The following is a 19,500-nucleotide window of genomic DNA, read 5'->3' as shown; positions in this document are numbered from 1 at the left end:
ACTGCTTGGAGTTTCTAAGATGAGTCGATGCTCTTCATTTCAAATTATTATGTTTCACTAAAACAGGGATGTGTCATTCAAATGTTGGTGCGCAGTATCACCAACATTTTTTTATTCAAAAGGTTAGGATGACTCAATTAACAATATCAAAACAGCGCTCAAGTTTGTGGAACCAAACTAAATCTGGCGGAGTTAAACGCTGTGGAGTGGCAGAAATTTCAAAGCTCAAGTCAAATTTCGGGGCGAGATAATTGTTCACTAAGGCTTGAAGTTTTAAAGTTTCCAACTGATGAAACCCGTTGATTAACACGCCTTTCGTTTTCTCATCAATGACTTCACCTTTATTTACGTTGTTTGCAGCGACAAGCCATGTTAACAACGCCTTTTTGGTGCTATCGGGGTAGTTTTCGATGTATGTCGTCATGGGGCCAATTAATCTTTGAAAGTTCAAGGTGTTTTTTTGAATACTAAAAATCAATAGCAAATTGGTTCCTGCAGTGATGATGCCAGAACGCTTGTTAGTTTCTTGAAAGCCGCTGAGCGCATTGCGGTAATATTCTTCTGCTCTATCTAGGTATCCCATATCCAACTCTAATGTACCTAAGTTGTTATAAATTGTGGCTAAGGCTCTTTTATTGTTCAGTCTGAGCGCTAGGGTTTCAGCTTGCTTGTAATAAAGTTTTGCCTGTGGATGGTTTTCCAAATGCCTTGCCAGCACAGCTTGATTGATCAATAGACCAATGCGTTCTTTATCTGTGTTGGTAAGCAGTAGCGCACACTGATAGCTTTGTTGTGCTCGCTTTAGATGGCCCAATTTACGTAATACAATCCCAGAGATCCTAAACGCTTCCATGGCATTATCCTGAAAGTATTGGTGCTGCTTTAAATTGAATAACGCTTGAATCTCATTTTCTATTCCGGTTAGTTTATTAGTTGCGATGGCAGCACGCATCTTAGTTAAATGCCACCTGACAGATTGAGCTGCTGTGAGCGTTGACAAATCGTAAGGTTGTGACAATAGCTCAAGAGCCCGAGACGCCTCCACGATGATATAATCCTCCGCCTCTCGCAAAATATCGCTTGCGGAACGCTGTGGTAGTGTTTCAACATTGGCTAATGCAACGGTGTGATAGGTGATAATTAAACATAGAATAGCGATGGCTTTAAGCAACAAATCTAACTCCTGCTCTATTCACATCTTACGATGTTAGTAATTGCTGATATTACAACAGTAAAGGTTAGTTGAGAACCGACATAATTGCATTCGAATTGACTAAGAAGTTGGGATGATGGGTGTGGATTGTACCGTAACAGGAATTCCTTCATTCAGACGATAGTGCTAAGGACAGCTTGAAAGTCATAATAGTGACTTTAGTATTTTAAAACTGCATTTTAATAGGTTACCATCTGTATAGGGACAAGTTATTTCTTTAGCAAAATGTTTGAACTGATTAAGTTACTAGGGCGGGAGATAACTCCTGAGTTAAAACTTGCACTGAAATATATGGCACTATTTGGTGCCGGATATTTTGTTTTTATTACTATTTACAGTATCTTTTTTTATATTTATGTCGCCAAACAGCAAACACAATTTATTGATCATATTCTGTGGTGGCTAAAGCTATCTGGAGTTTGGTATGTTTTCGCTCCTCTGCTTCTGTACAAACTAACGTCATGGCGATTATCAAAACTTTTTTTACAAAAGACCTTAGTGCTCTGTCTATTTTTGGTTAATAGCGCAGCGGCTTTGCAACTCGCCTATGACTATCAATATTATCAATCCGAGTTAATTGAGCAGTTTATTCTATTCTTGCCCAAGCAGATAGGTATATGTGCCGTGGTTGTTCTTTACTGGTATTTGTTTGTCTACCAGCGTTTAGCTAATGGTAAAACTAATGATGACAGAGAAAATATAAACAACTTGATGGTAAGCAGCAATAGAAGTCTTCAGCTCGAATTTAAAGGCCGCCCCGTAACTTTGTACTTAGAGGATATTGCTTTTATTCAATCAGCAGGAAATTATGTTGAGATAACAACAGAGCAAGGTACGTTTTTAAAGCGGACAAGTATTAAGCAAATGTTGGATGAGTTGTCGAGTGACTTTTGTCAGTGTCATCGCAGTTATATTGTTAACCTAAAAAAGGTCGTTGCGCTACAAAGCTTACCTTCGGGTGCTGCGATACTGACTTTAACCAGAGGAAACGAGATCCCCTTGAGCAAGCGCAGTAAAGCGCACGTAAAGCGGCAGTTGAAAAAGGTTTCGGTCATGGAACTTGAGACTGTAAGTTAACCTATTACAACACAACCTGACTGTCACCTTTGTGTCAATATAAAATCTAAAAACATGCCAATTTAAAGTACGAGTATCAAATAATTAAGGCTACTATACAGAGGTTATATCCGGTGACGTGTGCTCTAAGGTGTAAATGCAGATGTGTTATACCTGCATAGAAACCGACTTGATTATGTGTTAATACGAAAAATTACAAAACACCTTTTGCCAAAGTAACGCTACAGGCTATAGTATTGCCATTAAATTGTTGAATAAAATGTAAAAATAGCAAAATTTCACCTGGCAAAAAGGAGCTTAGCGATCTGTGATGTTGACTCGTGAGCTAAGTGAAAATATGCGTAAAGATAGGGAATGTTTATATGAATAATTTAAGTAAAGAATATGTAAGCGAGTGCCGGAAGGCACTAGAGGAAGAGCAAGCTTACAGTTTATCAAACACTAATAATTGGTCACATGTTAATAGAGAACTAGTCCATCAAGATTGGGATATTTTATATAAAAAACTGGCTGAATACGTTGGTAAATTGACCGTTGCAAATGATAGTGTTCAATCGCTAATAAAAGAACATTTTGAAATTGCTTGTAGATTTTATACACCATCAAAAAAAGCTTATATTGGTATGGGTTTCTTTTATAAAGAAAACAAGGAGATGGAAAAGTTTCATAATTCATACCATCCTGAAATGGTTGATTACTTAGGCAATGCAATTGTCCACTATGCTAAGAATAACCTGTAAATAAGATAATTAGCGTCAGTAGAGAGCACACTATGTTTGCTCTTTACGGAAGGGGATTTTAGATGGAAAATGAGTGAACTATCTTTTTTCGTAGCGCTTTTCCTCAGTTGTTTTGCTCACTACATTAATCACTCGTATCAATCAATTACATCTTTCTCATACTTTCTTTTAGCCAAAAAACAAACTTGAAATAGCCGATGATACAATCATCTTTGATGCGCAAATAGTGCAATTTAGCTGTGCACTTTTTATAAGAGTTGAACCAAATAAGTTTGTTTGACGTATTGACTCGGTCGATATATGGAGGGCTTATGTTCAATTGGTTTCGATCAGATATTTCTAAACTCTACAAAAGCGTGCTAGATGCCTCTATTGACGGTGTTGTAGTAATTGATGAAAACAACTCAGTGATTTTTTTTAACCAAGCCGCAGAGGCTATTTGGGGCTATAGTGCCAGTGAGGTACTAGGGAATAACGTTAAAATGCTCGTTCCTGCCGAGTTTAGAACAAACCATGACCAGCATGTAAATCGTCATCGACAAAGCGATGATGATAGACTCGTCGGTCAAACATTAGAACTATTTGTTGAAACCAAACAGGGTGAGCGTCGTACCATTAGTTTATCTTTGTCAAAGATAGATCTCGGTAAACAAAGGCTTTATTCAGCAATAGTCAGAGATATTACGAAGCAAAAAGAAACCCAACAAATCATAGATCAAACCCTTGAACAGTGTGTTGATGGTGTAGTCACGATCAACGAAAAAAACGAAATCATATTCTTTAATTCAGCAGCAGAGTCGATTTGGAAATGTAAAAAAGAAGATGTGATGGGAAAAAACGTTAAGGCACTTGTGCCAAAAAACATCCAACCAAAACACGATGACTTTATTAATCGCAATCGCACTTCAGGTCACAACCGCGTGGTTGGCACATCCATCGAGTTACCGACCACCACATTTACAGGTGAAGATATTTGGGTTGCCCTATCTTTGTCAAAAATAGAACTAGAAAACAGAGTGTTATACACCGCGTTTGTCAGAGATGTGACCGCTCAATATCATGCGAAGAAGTCCTTCGAAAAGCTTTCTTTAGTGGCAAACAATACCAGCAATTCAGTGGTCATTACGGATAGCCTTGGATGTATTGAATACGTTAACGAAGGCTTTGAAATCATGACTGGGTATACTAAAGATGAGGTGCTCGGGAAGAAACCAGGAGAGCTTCTGCAAGGTGAACATACAGATAAAGCAACGGTAGCGAGAATTGGACAAAAACTTCGTAATAGAGAGTCATTTTATGAAGAAATATTAAACTATGACAAGTCAGGAACTCCTTACTGGATATCGTTAGCAATAGATCCCGTGATTAATGACAAAGGCGAATTAACTAATTTCGTTGCTGTTCAAGCAAATATAGACGAAACCAAAAAGCTATCTCTTGAATCTGATGTAAAAATGGCTGCAATTGAACAGTCAAATCTGGTGATAGAAACGGATAATGTTGGACAAATTAACAGAGCCAATCAACTTGCGTTAGACTTGTTTAATGTTGCAGACATTGACAAACTCAATGCAGCCATTGGCAATATGAAATCCCATTTTAATAACGAAGATTGGGGGGAGCTCATCCGTGGTAAAAGTATTAAAACTGAAATTAACTTACAATCAAGCGTTGGTGAGTTTCGTTTAGATATAGTGGCAACACCCATCAATGAAATGACTGACAAAACATCTGGGATATTGATTTATGCCGAAGATATTTCAAGTAAAAATAAGATGATTACTCAAACACATTCCGCGATGTCACAAGTGCTTGATAAGATTAGTTTGATTGTGCAGTCCATTAATAACATATCGAACCAAACTAATTTGCTTGCATTAAATGCGGCTATTGAGGCAGCGCGTGCTGGAGAAGCTGGAAGAGGTTTTGCAGTGGTTGCGGACGAAGTCAGAAATCTCGCCCAAAGCTCGACCGATTCTGCCGAACAAATTACATCATTAATTGGTGAAACAAAAACGCATGTTGAGCAGTTAGCCACCTATTTGTCAGGTGAAAGACAATAATCGCTAAATGAATAATCTTTAATCAAATCTGGCAGTAGCATGAGCGCCATAACCTGAGCCTCAAGGCGTGAACCTAAAATTTTGTCGTGTGGCGCCTTCAGCTTAACCAACCTACCTTTTGATGTAGCTCGGCATAAGGCGCGCAGCGCCGCCATCCGACTAGAAGCAACCAGACTTACCGCGTTCTATGGATGCAAATAGTAAAGGGAGTAATTACTTTTTTGATGTCAGCCAGAGGCTAAAATAATTTTGGTGGCGCACTCCCACTTCATGGGGGTACTAACAAACACCCTGAGGCATCATCCTGATCTGAAACCCAGACAAAATAAGTGTCCGGTGATGCAGTCTGTTTAGACCTGAGTAAACCCAATTATTCTGAGCCGACTTCATGGTTGGCTTCGTCTTGAATTTTCAAGATGCCACTGCAGTTACTTTCTTCGATTTGTCGAATTTTATCCAATTTTAACAGTGTGTTATATGTTTATTCGTAAAGCTTATCTGTTGCTTTTTTAAGTTCAGAGTGTGGTAGAAATTGATCTGTGATGGTTAGAATTGAATGCAGATTATTTCTTAGTTTATCAAGTTCTATGTTTCCTGGCTTCACAGCTGTTTGTAACAAATGAATTGCCATGTCTGCTAAAAGAATACGCTGTTTCTCTAGCCATTCTTCATCGCTTTGGGTAGCGGAGTTACTAAGGTAACTATTTTCTACCAAACTATGTAACTCCCAGCTTGTTTTAATTAGCTTATTCCTTTCAATATCATTCACTGTCGACCTCCCGAAACATCTAAAACCTCATTAATGAGACTTGGCAAAGTTGCTTACTTTGTAAAACAAACAAATATTAACGCATTGAAAAGTAATTTAAATCAATTAAGGACTAAAAAATAAATTAAATGTTTTCGAACGGCCGCTCCTCGCTCAAAGCCGCCTGTTGGGTGAAGTCTAAATCTGTTTTTTAACGCTAGAAAAAATATGAGCTACGGCAGTTAAAGGCAGATATATTTGACAATTTCGGCACTCTTTAGCTTTGGCGGCATAGCTTCTTATCTAGATGATATTTGGAGTAATATTAAATTTATTCAGTAATGGATTAAGGGTTTTGCGCTTAATTGGTGTTTAAGCACGTTTGTTTTTTAACGGGTAGGATAGGCACCGTGTCGTTTATCCCTTAAGCCACATTATCAATTCGTTGCTAACAAAAACCGGCCGTTCGTACCAAAGCGCTAGATTTGCGTCGTCCAGACATATTAATTTGTCGTTCGCTCATTTATTGGAGGAAGCGATATGCAAAATGAACGACATAAAATGACTCGATTTATTCACTGGCTCAGTGCTGTTTTGGTCATTGGTTTGTTGATATCGGGTGTATTAATGACCCGAGGAGAGGTTTACTCACTCTACGATTGGCATAAATCATTCGGAATAATAAGTTTATTCATCATAGTAGTCAGGGTTTTCTATCGAAGGCTTAACCCTTGGCAATCGGCTGCGCAAGGGACACCACAACAGGTAGTTGTCAACAATGTGCATTTATTCATACTATTTGCATGTGTACTGATGCCAACCTCCGGTTTGATGCTCTCGGGTTTTAGTGGTCATGGTGTTGCGCTATTCGGTATGGAAATTATTAGCGAAAATATAGATGCCGAAGGGCAGGTGATTGCGCATAGTCAAATGGGTTACGCACTAAGTGCTTTGGTGCATGAATATTTGGGCTATGTACTATTATTGGTCGTGGGTCTGCATATTGCCGCTGCACTTAAACATCATTTTATCGACAAAGACCATGTGTTACGAAATATGCTGACAGGTAAATCGAGTTGATGATCAAATGCTAGCCGCACTGGGCGGCGATAAACAGGCTGAAAGTGAAGCTTGCATCGAAGGCTTTGATGCAAACTTCACTTGTAATCAATCGTCAAATTTTACTTCAGTAGCAAGGACAATATTGTTCGCTTGCAATAATCCTTTGATTTCTACACGAGCTCCTCGCTCAAGTTCGGCAGCACTGCCATCGATAAAAACGGTATTCGCATCTGTGGTAATTTTGCGAGAACCAATAGAGAAGTCGGTTGCGGAGGTAAATTTGTTAATCCGTCCGCTAACTTCGATTTGCTGATCTTCATCATCGGCATCGATAAACTCGATTTCTTCAGCTGTAACATGTGTATCACTTTGCTTTCTACCTTCGAGTTTAATGTTGACGCCAACTGCTAGATCGGTCGCTTGACCATTTTCAAATTTAGTCTGAGCAGAATATTCAACAGTAAAGTTTGAAATGGTGAAAGCTTGCTCTGATAAGCTAGAAATACTGCCTTCTAGTTTTATCTTTTCAAGTTTTTCAAACTCCACCTTGCTAGCAACTAAAACACCTTCTTGGTTTATTGAACCTTTTACAGTGACAGATTCGCCGTCAGCTAAACGGCTGGAATTTCCGTTTTTGAAATTAGTTTCTGCTGTTGTTGTAATAGCTTGATCATTGACCGAAAACGCTTGAGCCGAAACAAAGTTGGAGATTTGTCCAGATACTTCGAGCTCATTTTGTTGGTCTTCTATTTCGACCTTTTCAGCAACCAAAATACCTTCCGCGTTGAGTATACCTTCTACTTCGACACTCACGCCAATCGAAAGAGCATCACTATCGCCCTTAAAACGAGTTTGCTCGTTGGTTGTAACAGCTTGGTCTTCTACTGAAAAGTCGGTAACAGAGTTAAATGCGGTAACCAGGCCCTTTACTTCCACTTCTTCGACGTCATCTTCTCGTTCAAACTCAATTTTCGTGGCAAGGATGCTTCCATCAGAGAGCTCTTCACCTTTCACTTCAACCAGCACGCCATCGGCTAAATCGGCTTCTGTTCCATCCTCGAAACGCGTAAATTCGTTTGTCGAGATACTGCGGCCGCTAACGCTAAACTCAGACGAAGAGACAAGATCCTGCACTTCTCCTTTAAGCTTTACGTATTGTGTGTCGTTATCGTCATCGTTTTCAGCAGCAGATTTTGCTTCGATTTCTAACGCTAACACCTGATTATCTGGTAGCACTTGTCCTTCGATTTCAACTAAATAACCACTTTGAACCGTGGCAAAGAAACTTTCTGAATCGACAGGCTCATCATTCACTTCAAATTCAGTGACTGCACTGGTCGTAACATCTACACCTTGTACCGTTATTATCGGTGCACTGATTTGTTCGATAAGTCCGTCTATGTTTACTGCATCAGAGGGCTCGTCAGTAGAAACGGATTCTCTAGTTAGCTGTTTAACCAGTAATGTTTGATTTTCTGAGGATAAAAAGGCCTTCAGCGAAATAATGTCACCAATTACCAAGTCGTCTAGCGTCATCCTTCTTACTTTTTGACTAGATTTGTCCTTGAGTTTGCTGTGCGCGTCAAGTGTAAATAGGGTATTTAGTACGGTAACTTGTTGGGTTTCACTGTTGATTGATCCAATGGGACCATCCAGCTTGATCACGCCTTGCTTGTCCAAGCGAATTTTGCGTGCAATAAACTGTTCATCGGCTAAACTTCCGTGCACTTTGACTCTCACTCCGACATTCAGATCTGTTTCACTGCCGCCAAAAAACTCTGTGTCAGAAGACCAGTTAACTGTATTGTCACCCAGAATAAATGCATTTTCATTTTCGATAGCGCTGATCACGCCGTCAATGGCATATTGGAAGCTTGTGGTCTCAGAATCTTCATCTTCTCGCTCTATGACTTTCACTTCTGTTGCGGCCAGAACCCCCTCTGTGGTAGAAGTTTCACTGTAAACAACGACTTGCTCACCATCAGCCAGCGCGCCTTCGATTTGCGCCGCACTGTAATCGACAACCAGGTTGTCTAAAGAGAAAGTGAGTGTTTCTGGATTTAATAGAGAAATAGTACCTGCGAGCTTTAGAGTCGTTTCAGAATCATCCAAAGCAATATGGGTCGCAATAAGCTGCTGTTGTTCGTCTTGAATGGCGCTTACTTTAATGAAGTCACCAATTTGTAGGGTTTCAAAAGTGGTTTCAGTAAACTCAGTGCTTTCATCTACCTTAAATGTCAGACCTAATACCTGAATACTCGATTCGGTTAAAGAAATAGCTTCAATAGGGCCTTTTGCCTTAAGTTCGAAGTAAACTTCTTCTGCTTGGGCATTTTCACCATCTGCATCTGTACGACCGACCACAGTGACTAACATACCAACTTCAAAGTCTTCTTCGGTAGTTGGATCTCCATCTTCGTCTTTAAATTCAGTCGTGTTTGTTTCATAACGTGTACCGTTAACGTAAATACTACCAAAGTTGCTCACCACCCCTGTGCTTATCACTGGGGTTTGATAGACGAGTTGAAGATTGGTTGTTGTATTTTTTGTAACAGTAACAGTGTGAGTAGTAGGTAGAACATCAAAGTTTAATGCGTCTGCCGTGACGTCATTTGCTGTTACGGTGTAGCTGCCAACGGCTAAGTCGGTAAGGGTTTCTGAGCTAGTGATAGTGTTATTGTAGCCATCAGGTCCCGTTATGCTCACATTAGAATCTGTGTTCTCTGGTAAGCCTTTAATAGTTATTGATAATGCGCCCTTTGATACGGTTTGTGTGGGGGGAGTATCACTCCCATTTGAGCCTGAATCTGAGCTGCCTCCGCCGCCACATCCCGCTAATGAAATAAGACAAGCACCAAAAAAATAAGTGATAAAGCGTCTCATATATGACTCCATTATTTATAAATTAATCTACATCACAGTGCCCCGAATTAAAAAGGTCCTAAATTGAGGGTAAAAGAGATGTTAAGTAAGGTTGTCAGTCTAGTTGATTTTATTGCACTATACAAAATTACTAGTTCCCGCTTTAACACCTAGTTGTAATGTATTGCTTTTGGTCGTGTTTTTTAGGAATAATTTTGAGTTTTTGTTAGTCTGGTCATAAATTGCTGTTGTGGAAATGACAAAGCATATTCAGTAAAAGCAATATTTCACTTGGGATTAAAGATACTCTACAACAATTATAAGGATGTGGTTCTAATGAATATCAACACCAAAGTTTTCATTTTGTTCTTTGTTTGGGTAATGCAATTTGGTTCGGTCGCGTGTGGTTTCGAATTAACTAAACTGGCTAACGAACACCTCCTGACTTACCAACAGCAGCACCAATTCCAAGGTGCGGTATTAATCGCTAAAGAAGGCAAGGTGTTGTTTAGCGAAGCATACGGTTTTGCTGACAGAGAAGATAAAAAAAACAATGCATTAGATACTCAGTTTTTGATTGGTTCGTTAACCAAATCGTTTACGGCAGTGGCAATTATGCGGTTGTTTGATGCAGGTAAACTAGACCTTAAAAAGCCACTTTCAGCGTATTTGCCAGCACTAGAATCCAATAAAGCGACAGCCCTGACGCTGCACCACCTACTAAAACATCAGTCGGGCTTGGCCGTACATTTGGAGCGTTTGACATCCTTTGAGCAAAAAGATGTGTCATCTAAAGAAATATTAGAAATTATTAATCAATCTCCTTTGCACTTTACGCCAGGAACACAGTATCAATATTCTAATCTAAATTATCACCTTGCCGCGTTGGTGATTGAAAAAGTGACCGATAAGACCTACAGCGAGGCGATGTCGGAACTGGTTTTTAAGCCGTTAAATATGCAACACAGCGGTGTCGAACGTATGGCCAGCCCGCCAGATAATAGGGCTAACGGATATCGCAAAGGGCTATTTGGCATCAATAGAGATGAGAATATAGTGTCTTATGCGTTAGGCTCTGGAGATATATACTCCACGGTTTATGATTTACTCACTTGGCAGCAAGCACTAACCAAGCCTGGCTTTTTAACACAAAACAGTTTGCGTTTACTGTTTACGCCTGCCAGTGAAGCTTTTGGAAATTATGGCTATGGCTTTAGGATCCAACCGTATCAGCGTGCAGAAAACAGCCGTGGGCAAGTTATCCGTCATGGCGGGTCAATGGACGGTTTTTTAACTAATCTGCATTATTATCAGGACGACCAGTTAACGGTAATTGTCCTGGCAAACATTAGAAACTTTCCCATTCGTCAGTTAACATTTGAGTTAAAAGAGCTCGCATTAGGGTTTTCACCGGGTACACGTAGCAGAGATGAATTGGAGTAATCATTGTGCTGCAAACTCAGCGTGTATGCATTTTGAGTTTGCAGCAGGTGCGATTGCAATTACGTTTTATTGAGGTGCTCAAGAATATAAGGGAAAACATCTTTATCGGCTTGTTTTCCGAATATACAATCTATATGAGCATAGTTTGCAATGACCTTGCGGCAAAACTTTTCATTTCCAAAGTGCTGACATAATCGATCATAAGACAGTTTAGTACTTTCAGGTAGATAACATTCATTATGCTCACCGCTGATAAAAAGAATGGGCACGTTTAACCTTTCTATATGACTCATGTATACGTCTTCACCTTGCGCATTTACTAGCCTTTTTGCTCTACATATCGTCGCGAGATGTTCCAACGTTTCTATATTTGCTTCTGCAAACAATTCATCAATGTGCTGGTGTAACAAGTCGGTAAGCTGATCATGCCGATATAACGAAGCGTACATAAAAGTGACCCGGTGACAACTGTCGTTGTTGCATCGTCCTTGCGCTTCGGCTAGTGCATAAATACTCAGCGCTTTATCGTATAGTTTAGTTAGACTATTACTGTACTCTGGAAGCCTTGCCGATAATGAATCAATTCCCAGTCGCTCTAAGAAAGAAGGGAGATGCAGGCCAGTTTTTAACTCAGTTGAAAGGGGTAACACGACGTCCGTTGCAATTTGAGATGCGACGACGCTGCGCACACCTTTTAAGCCGTTTAGCATGGACATAAAAAAGGTGGTGGCACCGTAGCAGTGGACCACTGCTTGTATATCATTTGCACCTGTTACCGTTCTGATTTTTTCAACTGCGGCGGGATAATCATATTGGGCAATTTGATCTCCGTTAGATTGCAACCTAGCAGTCGGTAATGCGATACTGACCCGATAGTCGAACAGCCAAACATCGTATTCATTTGCCACTAAAAACTCGACTAGGTTGGTATCAATCATGTCCGTTGAGAAAATGCTCGACGCAACACCTAATCCGTGTACCAACATTACCGGTCCCTTTGTACCGCCGTGATAGCGAGTAAGCAGTAGTTGTTGACTGTCTTGTGTAACTAGGGTGTGTAACTCTGGTGCAGGTGCTCTTAGCGGGCGTTTTTTTCTAGTAATACTGCTGCCGTCAGCTTTAGCATTATAAAAAATACTGCCATAGCTTTCGTACAAAGTACCAGCAAAGAACTTACCAAATTGTGCGATTGTTCGGAGTCTCTCGGTTACATTTGCTGCATTGCTGACTTTAATTGTGGCTAGCTGGCGTAAAAAATCCTCTGGCTTTATGCGTAGTATGCCATGCCCAACGGTTGTTCCGTTGGCGTTTTCTCCCTCGTAAATGTCTACAAATAAAGTCGTTGTATCGTCCCATAAATCCAGCTTCCCTGGCTGATCTTTTATTAACTTAAACCCCTCAAAGTAATAGCTTTTTCCAACAGACGATTTGAGGTGCATCTTATAAATCATCTTGCGAGTATCTGGTGGAAAGGCTTGACGTTCAAACAACCTGAACTCCCCTTGTGTGACCTGAAGCGGAGTAGGCGACAAAAATTGACACTCGACAGTGCCACTTATGGTTGCTTTGTGATGCTCGTCTTGCAGCATATGAGACAGATCATCGGAGTCAATAGTGACAATGAAAGACAAACTCCGTTGGTTGCTCTCACCTTGCGAATAGGCCTCAAAGTACTTCTGCTCATTGGTAATGGCAGGATCGGTTGGCGGTGAGAAAAACCCAGCCATACGTTCGGTAAAACTTAAGCCTAATGGACTTTGTTGAGCTGGTTTTGTTGATACACTGGGTAACTGGTAGCTAATATGCCACCCTCTATCTTTCGCAATTAAAGCACAGCAACGCTCGGCAAGCGCGCTAATGGTAAGTAATGGATTCACAGCTAATGATGTTGGGATGATCGAGCCATCAGCAACGTAGAGATCGTCATAACAGGACTGTCCAGCATCGCAAAACACCTGTCCTTTATGATTAACAACACCAAAACTTCCGGACTCTGCCAAGTTACAACCTCCTAGAGGGTGAACGGTGACTAAACTTTTATTGAACAGTTTTGACCACAACGGATTTTTAACATAAGTACCACCCAAAGCTTCTGTTGCTTTGCGTAAACGTTGATCTGCAAATTCAAAGTTGCTTTGGCTGCCTAAGTTGGGCCAATTGATTTTAATCTTGTCGTTTTCTAGGACCAGTTCGCCTTTACCATCGTCATGACTCATTACTAAGTAAGTTTGCGTATTGTTGGTTGCACCATAGTAAGCACCACGCAGCTTACTTTGCCAAATACGTCCTTGCTCTGAGATATCGTCTAACAGTCCTGTATCGGTGTCATGACCGAATATCCCGGCAGTAGTTTGAAGGGTGTCAGGTAAAATTCCAGCGATAGCACCTGGCAAACTGCCTTCTTCGATAATCATTTTAGATTGTGCATTGCTATCAGTTCTAAAATCGATTGCGCTAGTGATGCACGGACCGACGGGATGTTTAGATTTAGGGTCGTGACTACCGAACCCGATACCGTTTATGGGTTCATCGCAATTGTATCCAAACGCCAATACATCACCGTTACCAGTAAAGTTTTTGCCGAGTTGCGGGGATACCGCTAAGCCGAACTTGCGGCTACGCAGTAAAATTTCATTACTGCCTAACGTGCCAGCCGCGAGTATTACTAGTTTAGCTTCAATAAATCGTGGCGGAGAATCAAACTGATCGTCACTATTGGGGCGATAATATATCCGCCAACCAACGTCAGTCTTTTCTAAATAACGCACGCTGGCTTCACAAAAAATTTCTGCTCCGTGATTGTATGCATCGGGCAGGTAATTCATTCTCGTGGTGTTTTTAGCGTTGTGATTACAGCCTGATACACAGTCGCCACAATTAATACAGGCAGTTTGCTCAACGCCGACATGATTGACGCCATTTTCAGGTGTTTCAAAGCACACGTTAATAGGGACTTTTGAAAACGATGCATCACCAAATTGCTCAGCTGATTTTCGATGTGCGTTGAGCTTATTTAGAGCTGGATAGTGGTCAGGGTAGGTTTGAGGTTTTAGCATTTCAGTGGCTTTTGCAAAACCATGAGCTAAGTGTTCATCTACGTCTTGCCTAATTTCTTCGGGCCATTGTGGCTGAGCGAATACATCGTCTGTCGGCTTTAAAGATACATTGGCATTGATTAAAGAGGTGCCTCCTAAGCCACAACCCACGACAACATTTTGTTGTTCCTGTACATGTATATCAAATAGTCCGGTTTTAGAGCCAATGCTTGTAGTGTTGGTATGTACTTGTAGTTCAGCTGCGGCTTCAAGTTCCGTATCTGGAAAGGAACCGGTTAGAATTTCGCGACCGCGTTCTAATAAACAAACATGCTGGTTTGCCCTTGCAAGCCTTGAGGCTGAAATCGCGCCTCCATAGCCGCTACCGACAACGACAACATCATAATGGGGTTTAATTTTTGCTAATGGGATAGAAATAGGTTTCATAAAAAATTCCTTCTCAATCACTGGCTAGTGATATGAAGCTAGCGTAAAAAAGCGAAGCGACACGCTGTACAGAACATTAAAGATAGTGCTGATAGAAAGGTTTTTCCAAAAAGTGATATGTGGATCAGAAAAAGCCGAGGTTAATTAATATCAATGCGTCCTTACACAATATTACTTGCCATTTTAGGTGTGTTGCTCTAAATTACTGAACCCAAATTGAGAACGGATAGGCAAGGGATCGTTGCTTGGTTAACAGTCTTACTGTGCTTTATCTCAGGTCTTCGCAACTTTTATTAAAGGAACATTCATGAACGCAAAATTAAGCAAGTTCGCTATGGCTTTGGCTATTCTAGCCACATTATCAGCATGTCAAACAACTAAGCAAGAAGGCGAAAAAGTTGACAAACTGACAGTTGGCGTAGTGCAAAAGGAAATCAAAAAAGGGATGCCTTCGACAGATGTGGTAGTCGCTCTAGGAAGTCCTAATATCGTCAAAACGGCACCAAATGGTAACGAAGTCTGGGTATATGACAAGTTTTCAAAAGAGCAAGTTTATCAAACTGCTGGCGGTGCTTTAGGATACTTTTCAGGCAATGGCGGTGGCGTTATTTCTTCTGAGTATGGTTCAAGTCAGGTGAGCTCAAGCACGCTAACAGTGATAATTAAATTTGATGTTGCGAGCAACGTTGAAAGTATTGCCTATCACCGTAGCAAATTTTAAGTTTGAGCCTTGGTTATGAAGCAGATATTAAAGCTATTGCTAGTTAGTTTGGTTGCCTTGTTGTCGGTTGGTTGCTCATCAACAAAGCCGCAAATGTCGACGCTAGAAGTAAGAAGCATGCAAACCAAAGAGTATGAAAATACCTCTGATTTAGTTGTGTATAAGGCGCTGATCAATGCACTGTTGGACCGAGAGTTTATTCTTAAATCTTCAGACTCAAACGCGGGCGTGGTGTTAGCGAACTATACTACGACTAAGTTGAATGGCACTGAAGTATTAACAAAAGCACTAGCTACCTATCTTACCTTTGGTTTGAATTGGATTTTTGGTGATAATAACATGGATGACTCATTGTCTATTGACGTTTCTGCGAATGTAACGCAATTACAAGGGATCACCAAGGTTAGGATCAATGCCATTGCAAAGCGTATGAACAGTGAAGGTGAAATACTAGAGTCGGAGATGATTGTGGCACCCGAATACTATCAAGATATTTTCGAGCAAATTGAAAAGTCAGTATTCTTGGAGCAAAACCTGGACTAATTTCAAAGTCTTAACACCTCTATAAACAAAGCGGCAAACACAATGTGTTTATTGCCGCTTTGCAGTTCTCAGCCATTCCGTTTTTTACATTACTTGAATCTGGTAAAAGATACTGAATTTACGCTGCGTTTATATGGTTTCAAGTAGTGGAAATTTAACCCGCCCTCAAACTTTAAAGGGTTGCAACGAACTGGCCTGCGGGATCTTTCCTTTGTGCCTAGTACGTTACTATGCGCAAGGGATCTGTGGGCTGGTATAGCAAACAGGATAACTAAATTGACACATCCAGGGGGCGGTGCGAGTATCACCGCCGCCAATATTAGGCGTTTGTTGTGCCGGAATTACCGCTTTTTTGCTCAAGTCAATTACCGCTTTTTTCTTCAGTACGAGTTTCATCATTTTTTCCTTACATGTTGTGTTAATCTCGCTATTTACCCTATGTAAACGCTTTTATTTGGTAAAGAGAATAAATTTCATACAGGAACAAAAAAGCCCCTAAACCACGATAGCTTAAGGGATCTTGAATCAACAACGTTGCGTTTAATACCATTCCACAATAAAAATTAATCATTTTGAGGAGCTAAACCTGAGGTTAGCCGTGTTAGAAATTTTTCTTTTACCTTAGCGTTAGCAGGACGCGAGAGCGATCCTGCCGACAAGTTTTTCTAACCTCAAAATTGATCAACTCATTAAGCGAATTGGACTTATTCGTTAGTCACTCCTTCCCACACGGCTGATCATTTCGCCCGATTTCGCTCTTACTAATATTTGCTGATCAGTATCAATCGGACCTTGGTATTGTTGCCAATCTTGTCCGCCGTCAGTGCTGTATTCTAGAATAAGACCGGGCAACTGGCTTAGCACGTGTATTTTGCCATCAATCTTTTTCGCACCAGGTACTGGCACGTAATAGTTTAGTCCGGCCTCGGCGAGTTTAGGGTATTCTTTTAGCGCGATGACACTTGCAAATTGGCCCCATTGTTTAGTCTTGAGGACAGTATTCTTTTGGTCAGCTTCCCACTCAGCCTTATGCCAAGCTCGTTCGCCAAGCGCAATAAGTCGAGGAAATAGCATTTCGGTTAATTGCTCTGGGGTTCTAATGGTTTCTGTCCAAATTTGTCCCTGCATACCAACAATGTTTTCAGGTTTTTCAAGCTTTGGCATAGCTCGGCCAACCAAATCTTCAAGGTTTTCGATTGGCTTTCCGGAGCGTTCGTAATCTGCATTGGCGTAAATATCGTCGGGCATAAAGCCGTAGACTTGTTCTACGTCAGTGTAACGAGAGGCCCAATACAAGCCACGTTCTTTCGGATCTGGCTCTTGTGGATGATCTAAATATAAATGCGTACCGGCAGAAATAATTGCTTTATATCCAGCATTGGCTAACCGATAGGCTCTGTCTGCGACACCCCATTCCCAAATATTGTCCCAGGCGTTGGCATAGACATTTTCACTGTCAAATTGTTCGATAGGGAAGGGAGTAATACGATCATACATTAACCCATCTTCCCAAGCGCCAATATCTAAGCCTCTTTTACCCAGTAGTTTTGAAGCTCTGGCGGTAAAGTAAGCTTTTAGGTCGGCAGGCCCTTTGACACCGCTGTCAGGCTGTGCAAAAAGTTGATCGCAAATCGGAGATTTGGTCCAAGAACCAGGGCCAACTTCATCGCCACCAATATGCAGGGTATTGAGTTTCAATCCAGCCTCGCGGTACATTTGTTGCAGCTCATAGGCAACCTTATCAACAAAGCTGTAGGTAGAGTCCATGCACACATTGATTGAGTTATCAGTAAAATACTGCATGGTTGAATAAACTGATTTATCCTCTGGATCAGATAACAAATAGGCTTTTGCTTGTGTTTCTTTGCCTGCCGCCATCAGCTTTTTATAGCGCAGTTCCATAGACTTGATTGCTGCTCTTGCGTGACCTGGCATGTCAATTTCAGGAATGACTTCTATATGTCTTTGTGCTGCGTACTTTAGTATTTCGATAAAATCAGCCTTAGAGTAATAGCCGTCATTTTTGCCATTAGCAAACGGGCCGGCCCCCCGTGTGGGTAGCAAGCACTTGGTTTCGCTCAGGTCAAAGCATCGTTTTGAACCTAGCTCGGTCAATTCAGGTAACCCATTGATTTCAATACGCCATGCTTCGTCTTCTGTTAGGTGTAAATGAAGCTTGTTCAGTTTATAGCGAGACATTTGGTCAATCAGTTGCTTAGTGACTTCTACGCCGTGGAAGTTGCGGCCCATATCGTACATAAAGCCACGCCACTGGTATCTTGGGCTATCTATCGCTGTTAGCCTTGGAACATCAACGGCTGATTTAACGCCTGCAGGAATAACACTCAATAGACTCTGGATACCATAAAATACACCAGCATTATCAGCACCGATGATTTCAATGGTTTTGCTGTCGATGTTTAGCATATAGCTACCAGACACACCGTTTGCGACTTTTTTATCAACCGTCATTTTAATGACTTGTTTGTCAGCAGCCGGAATATGATCGGCGGTTGCCGCCAGATTAATTCCTAATTTGTTCTTTAATTCATTGAGTAAGTACTGCATTTCAGACTTCACGCTGCCTTGATAGCTCACCGACCAATTTGCATTTAGTTCGGTACTGCGGCTGCTATATTCGACCCGCTCAGGTGTTGGCACGATCAATCGTTTGGCTTGTTCAGCACTAATAGCGTGTTTTTGCGCCGCCAAATAGCGATTATATCGCCACTCACCGGTAGGTAACTGCCAGTGGTCCTTTGGCGTGGCATAACGTTCATACTGTTGTGGTTTAGTGATTGGTTTCACATACTCGCTTTGTACTTCCGTATCAGTAGACGCGATAACAGCAGGTGTTAAGCCATTTTGTACGATAAAAACGCGTGGGAAAAAGTCGGTAAATGAAACTACCGAGTTTCCAGCTTCATAAGGCAGTATTAAAGTTTCTCCGGCCTTCAATCCCTTAAATTCGTCAGTTGGCACTAGTCGATAGACATCGCCTTGCACAAACTCAATTTGTAAGCCTTTGACTTGCTGATTTTTTAGAGGCGGTAAACTGTTAAAATAGATTTGCCAGTCAGATTTACCGGCTGGTAGGGCAGTTGATGAATGGTTTACCAGCTCAAGTTCTTGCAGGTGTGACGCTGCTCCGTTGTGGTGATTATCAATTACTGCCCAGTTCCAGTCTAATTTGCTGGCCAAGTCATTTAACTCAGATTGAGACAAAGATGCGTGCGCGTGGCAAGCGCCAAATGCAAAGCAGGATAATAGTATTGATGAAATGGGTTTCATTTAATACTCCTTAAATTATTAGTTATTCAGTTGGTGCCTCATCTGGTGCGATCTAATTAACGTTTGGCTAATTAAGAACATGATAATAATCGCTTAATGGAGCAGGGGTAAAAGTTAGGTATAAATCAGGGCTAGTGTTAGAGAAGCATTGCGCAACGGTCGAAACAGCCGAGTAGTGTAACACCGAAAAGGACTGACAGGTGTTAGGCCAAAAACTTGATAAGTAAACTGTTTCCATACAACACTATTGTAATT

At 41.1% G+C, this 19,500-nt stretch carries 13 protein-coding genes; 7 read left to right on the top strand and 6 right to left on the bottom strand.

From position 1 onward, the window contains the following. Positions 1–133: 133 nt before the first annotated feature. The gene (locus ACSLBF_RS20425) at positions 134–1,174 is read right to left on the bottom strand and encodes a hypothetical protein (RefSeq protein ID WP_440056472.1); all 1,041 of its coding nucleotides are present in this window, start codon (positions 1,172–1,174) and stop codon (positions 134–136) included. Between the two features lie 264 nt (positions 1,175–1,438). Here ACSLBF_RS20425 and ACSLBF_RS20420 point away from each other — a divergent pair, with 264 nt between their 5' ends. The 3 genes from ACSLBF_RS20420 to ACSLBF_RS20410 all read left to right on the top strand — a co-directional run bounded on the left by ACSLBF_RS20420 (position 1,439) and on the right by ACSLBF_RS20410 (position 5,093). Beyond that, on the top strand, positions 1,439–2,290 hold the full coding sequence (locus ACSLBF_RS20420) for a LytTR family DNA-binding domain-containing protein (protein ID WP_440056471.1): 852 nt from the start codon (positions 1,439–1,441) through the stop codon (positions 2,288–2,290). 362 nt (positions 2,291–2,652) lie between these two features. Continuing rightward, the gene (locus tag ACSLBF_RS20415) at positions 2,653–3,030 is read left to right on the top strand and encodes a TipAS antibiotic-recognition domain-containing protein (RefSeq protein ID WP_440056470.1); all 378 of its coding nucleotides are present in this window, start codon (positions 2,653–2,655) and stop codon (positions 3,028–3,030) included. Positions 3,031–3,341: 311 nt separating this feature from the next. Continuing rightward, on the top strand, positions 3,342–5,093 hold the full coding sequence (locus ACSLBF_RS20410) for a PAS domain S-box protein (RefSeq protein ID WP_440056469.1): 1,752 nt from the start codon (positions 3,342–3,344) through the stop codon (positions 5,091–5,093). Between the two features lie 481 nt (positions 5,094–5,574). Here the strand turns inward: ACSLBF_RS20410 and ACSLBF_RS20405 are convergent, their stop codons facing one another. Further along, positions 5,575–5,862 carry a hypothetical protein gene (locus tag ACSLBF_RS20405; protein ID WP_440056468.1) on the bottom strand — a complete coding sequence of 96 codons (288 nt, stop codon included), beginning with the start codon at positions 5,860–5,862 and terminating at the stop codon, positions 5,575–5,577. Positions 5,863–6,381: 519 nt separating this feature from the next. Between ACSLBF_RS20405 and ACSLBF_RS20400 the strand changes: the two genes are divergently transcribed. Beyond that, positions 6,382–6,921 (top strand): cytochrome b, encoded by a 540-nt coding sequence (locus ACSLBF_RS20400; protein WP_440056467.1) that lies wholly within the window; start codon positions 6,382–6,384, stop codon positions 6,919–6,921. A gap of 87 nt (positions 6,922–7,008) precedes the next feature. Here the strand turns inward: ACSLBF_RS20400 and ACSLBF_RS20395 are convergent, their stop codons facing one another. Then, positions 7,009–9,786: a DUF5666 domain-containing protein gene (locus ACSLBF_RS20395; RefSeq protein ID WP_440056466.1), complete on the bottom strand. Its 2,778-nt coding sequence runs from the start codon at positions 9,784–9,786 to the stop codon at positions 7,009–7,011. A gap of 315 nt (positions 9,787–10,101) precedes the next feature. On the opposite strand from ACSLBF_RS20395, the gene ACSLBF_RS20390 reads away from it, so the two are divergent. Next, positions 10,102–11,208: a serine hydrolase domain-containing protein gene (locus tag ACSLBF_RS20390; protein ID WP_440056465.1), complete on the top strand. Its 1,107-nt coding sequence runs from the start codon at positions 10,102–10,104 to the stop codon at positions 11,206–11,208. Positions 11,209–11,267: 59 nt separating this feature from the next. Here ACSLBF_RS20390 and ACSLBF_RS20385 read toward each other — a convergent pair whose 3' ends face one another. Continuing rightward, positions 11,268–14,690 (bottom strand): GMC family oxidoreductase N-terminal domain-containing protein, encoded by a 3,423-nt coding sequence (locus ACSLBF_RS20385; RefSeq protein ID WP_440056464.1) that lies wholly within the window; start codon positions 14,688–14,690, stop codon positions 11,268–11,270. Positions 14,691–14,997: 307 nt separating this feature from the next. Between ACSLBF_RS20385 and ACSLBF_RS20380 the strand changes: the two genes are divergently transcribed. Further along, positions 14,998–15,411 (top strand): hypothetical protein, encoded by a 414-nt coding sequence (locus tag ACSLBF_RS20380; protein WP_440056463.1) that lies wholly within the window; start codon positions 14,998–15,000, stop codon positions 15,409–15,411. 15 nt (positions 15,412–15,426) lie between these two features. After that, positions 15,427–15,954 carry a hypothetical protein gene (locus tag ACSLBF_RS20375; RefSeq protein WP_440056462.1) on the top strand — a complete coding sequence of 176 codons (528 nt, stop codon included), beginning with the start codon at positions 15,427–15,429 and terminating at the stop codon, positions 15,952–15,954. 228 nt (positions 15,955–16,182) lie between these two features. Here ACSLBF_RS20375 and ACSLBF_RS20370 read toward each other — a convergent pair whose 3' ends face one another. Continuing rightward, a complete protein-coding gene (locus ACSLBF_RS20370) occupies positions 16,183–16,353 on the bottom strand; it encodes a hypothetical protein (RefSeq protein WP_440056461.1) in 171 nt (56 codons plus the stop codon). A gap of 312 nt (positions 16,354–16,665) precedes the next feature. Beyond that, complete coding sequence (locus tag ACSLBF_RS20365) at positions 16,666–19,245, bottom strand: family 20 glycosylhydrolase (RefSeq protein ID WP_440056460.1); 2,580 nt, start codon at positions 19,243–19,245, stop codon at positions 16,666–16,668. Positions 19,246–19,500: the final 255 nt, after the last annotated feature.

Source organism: Pseudoalteromonas sp. T1lg65, assembly GCF_051930985.1.
In the GTDB taxonomy this organism is placed as follows: domain Bacteria; phylum Pseudomonadota; class Gammaproteobacteria; order Enterobacterales; family Alteromonadaceae; genus Pseudoalteromonas.
This window is presented reverse-complemented; position numbering and strand designations above follow the sequence as displayed.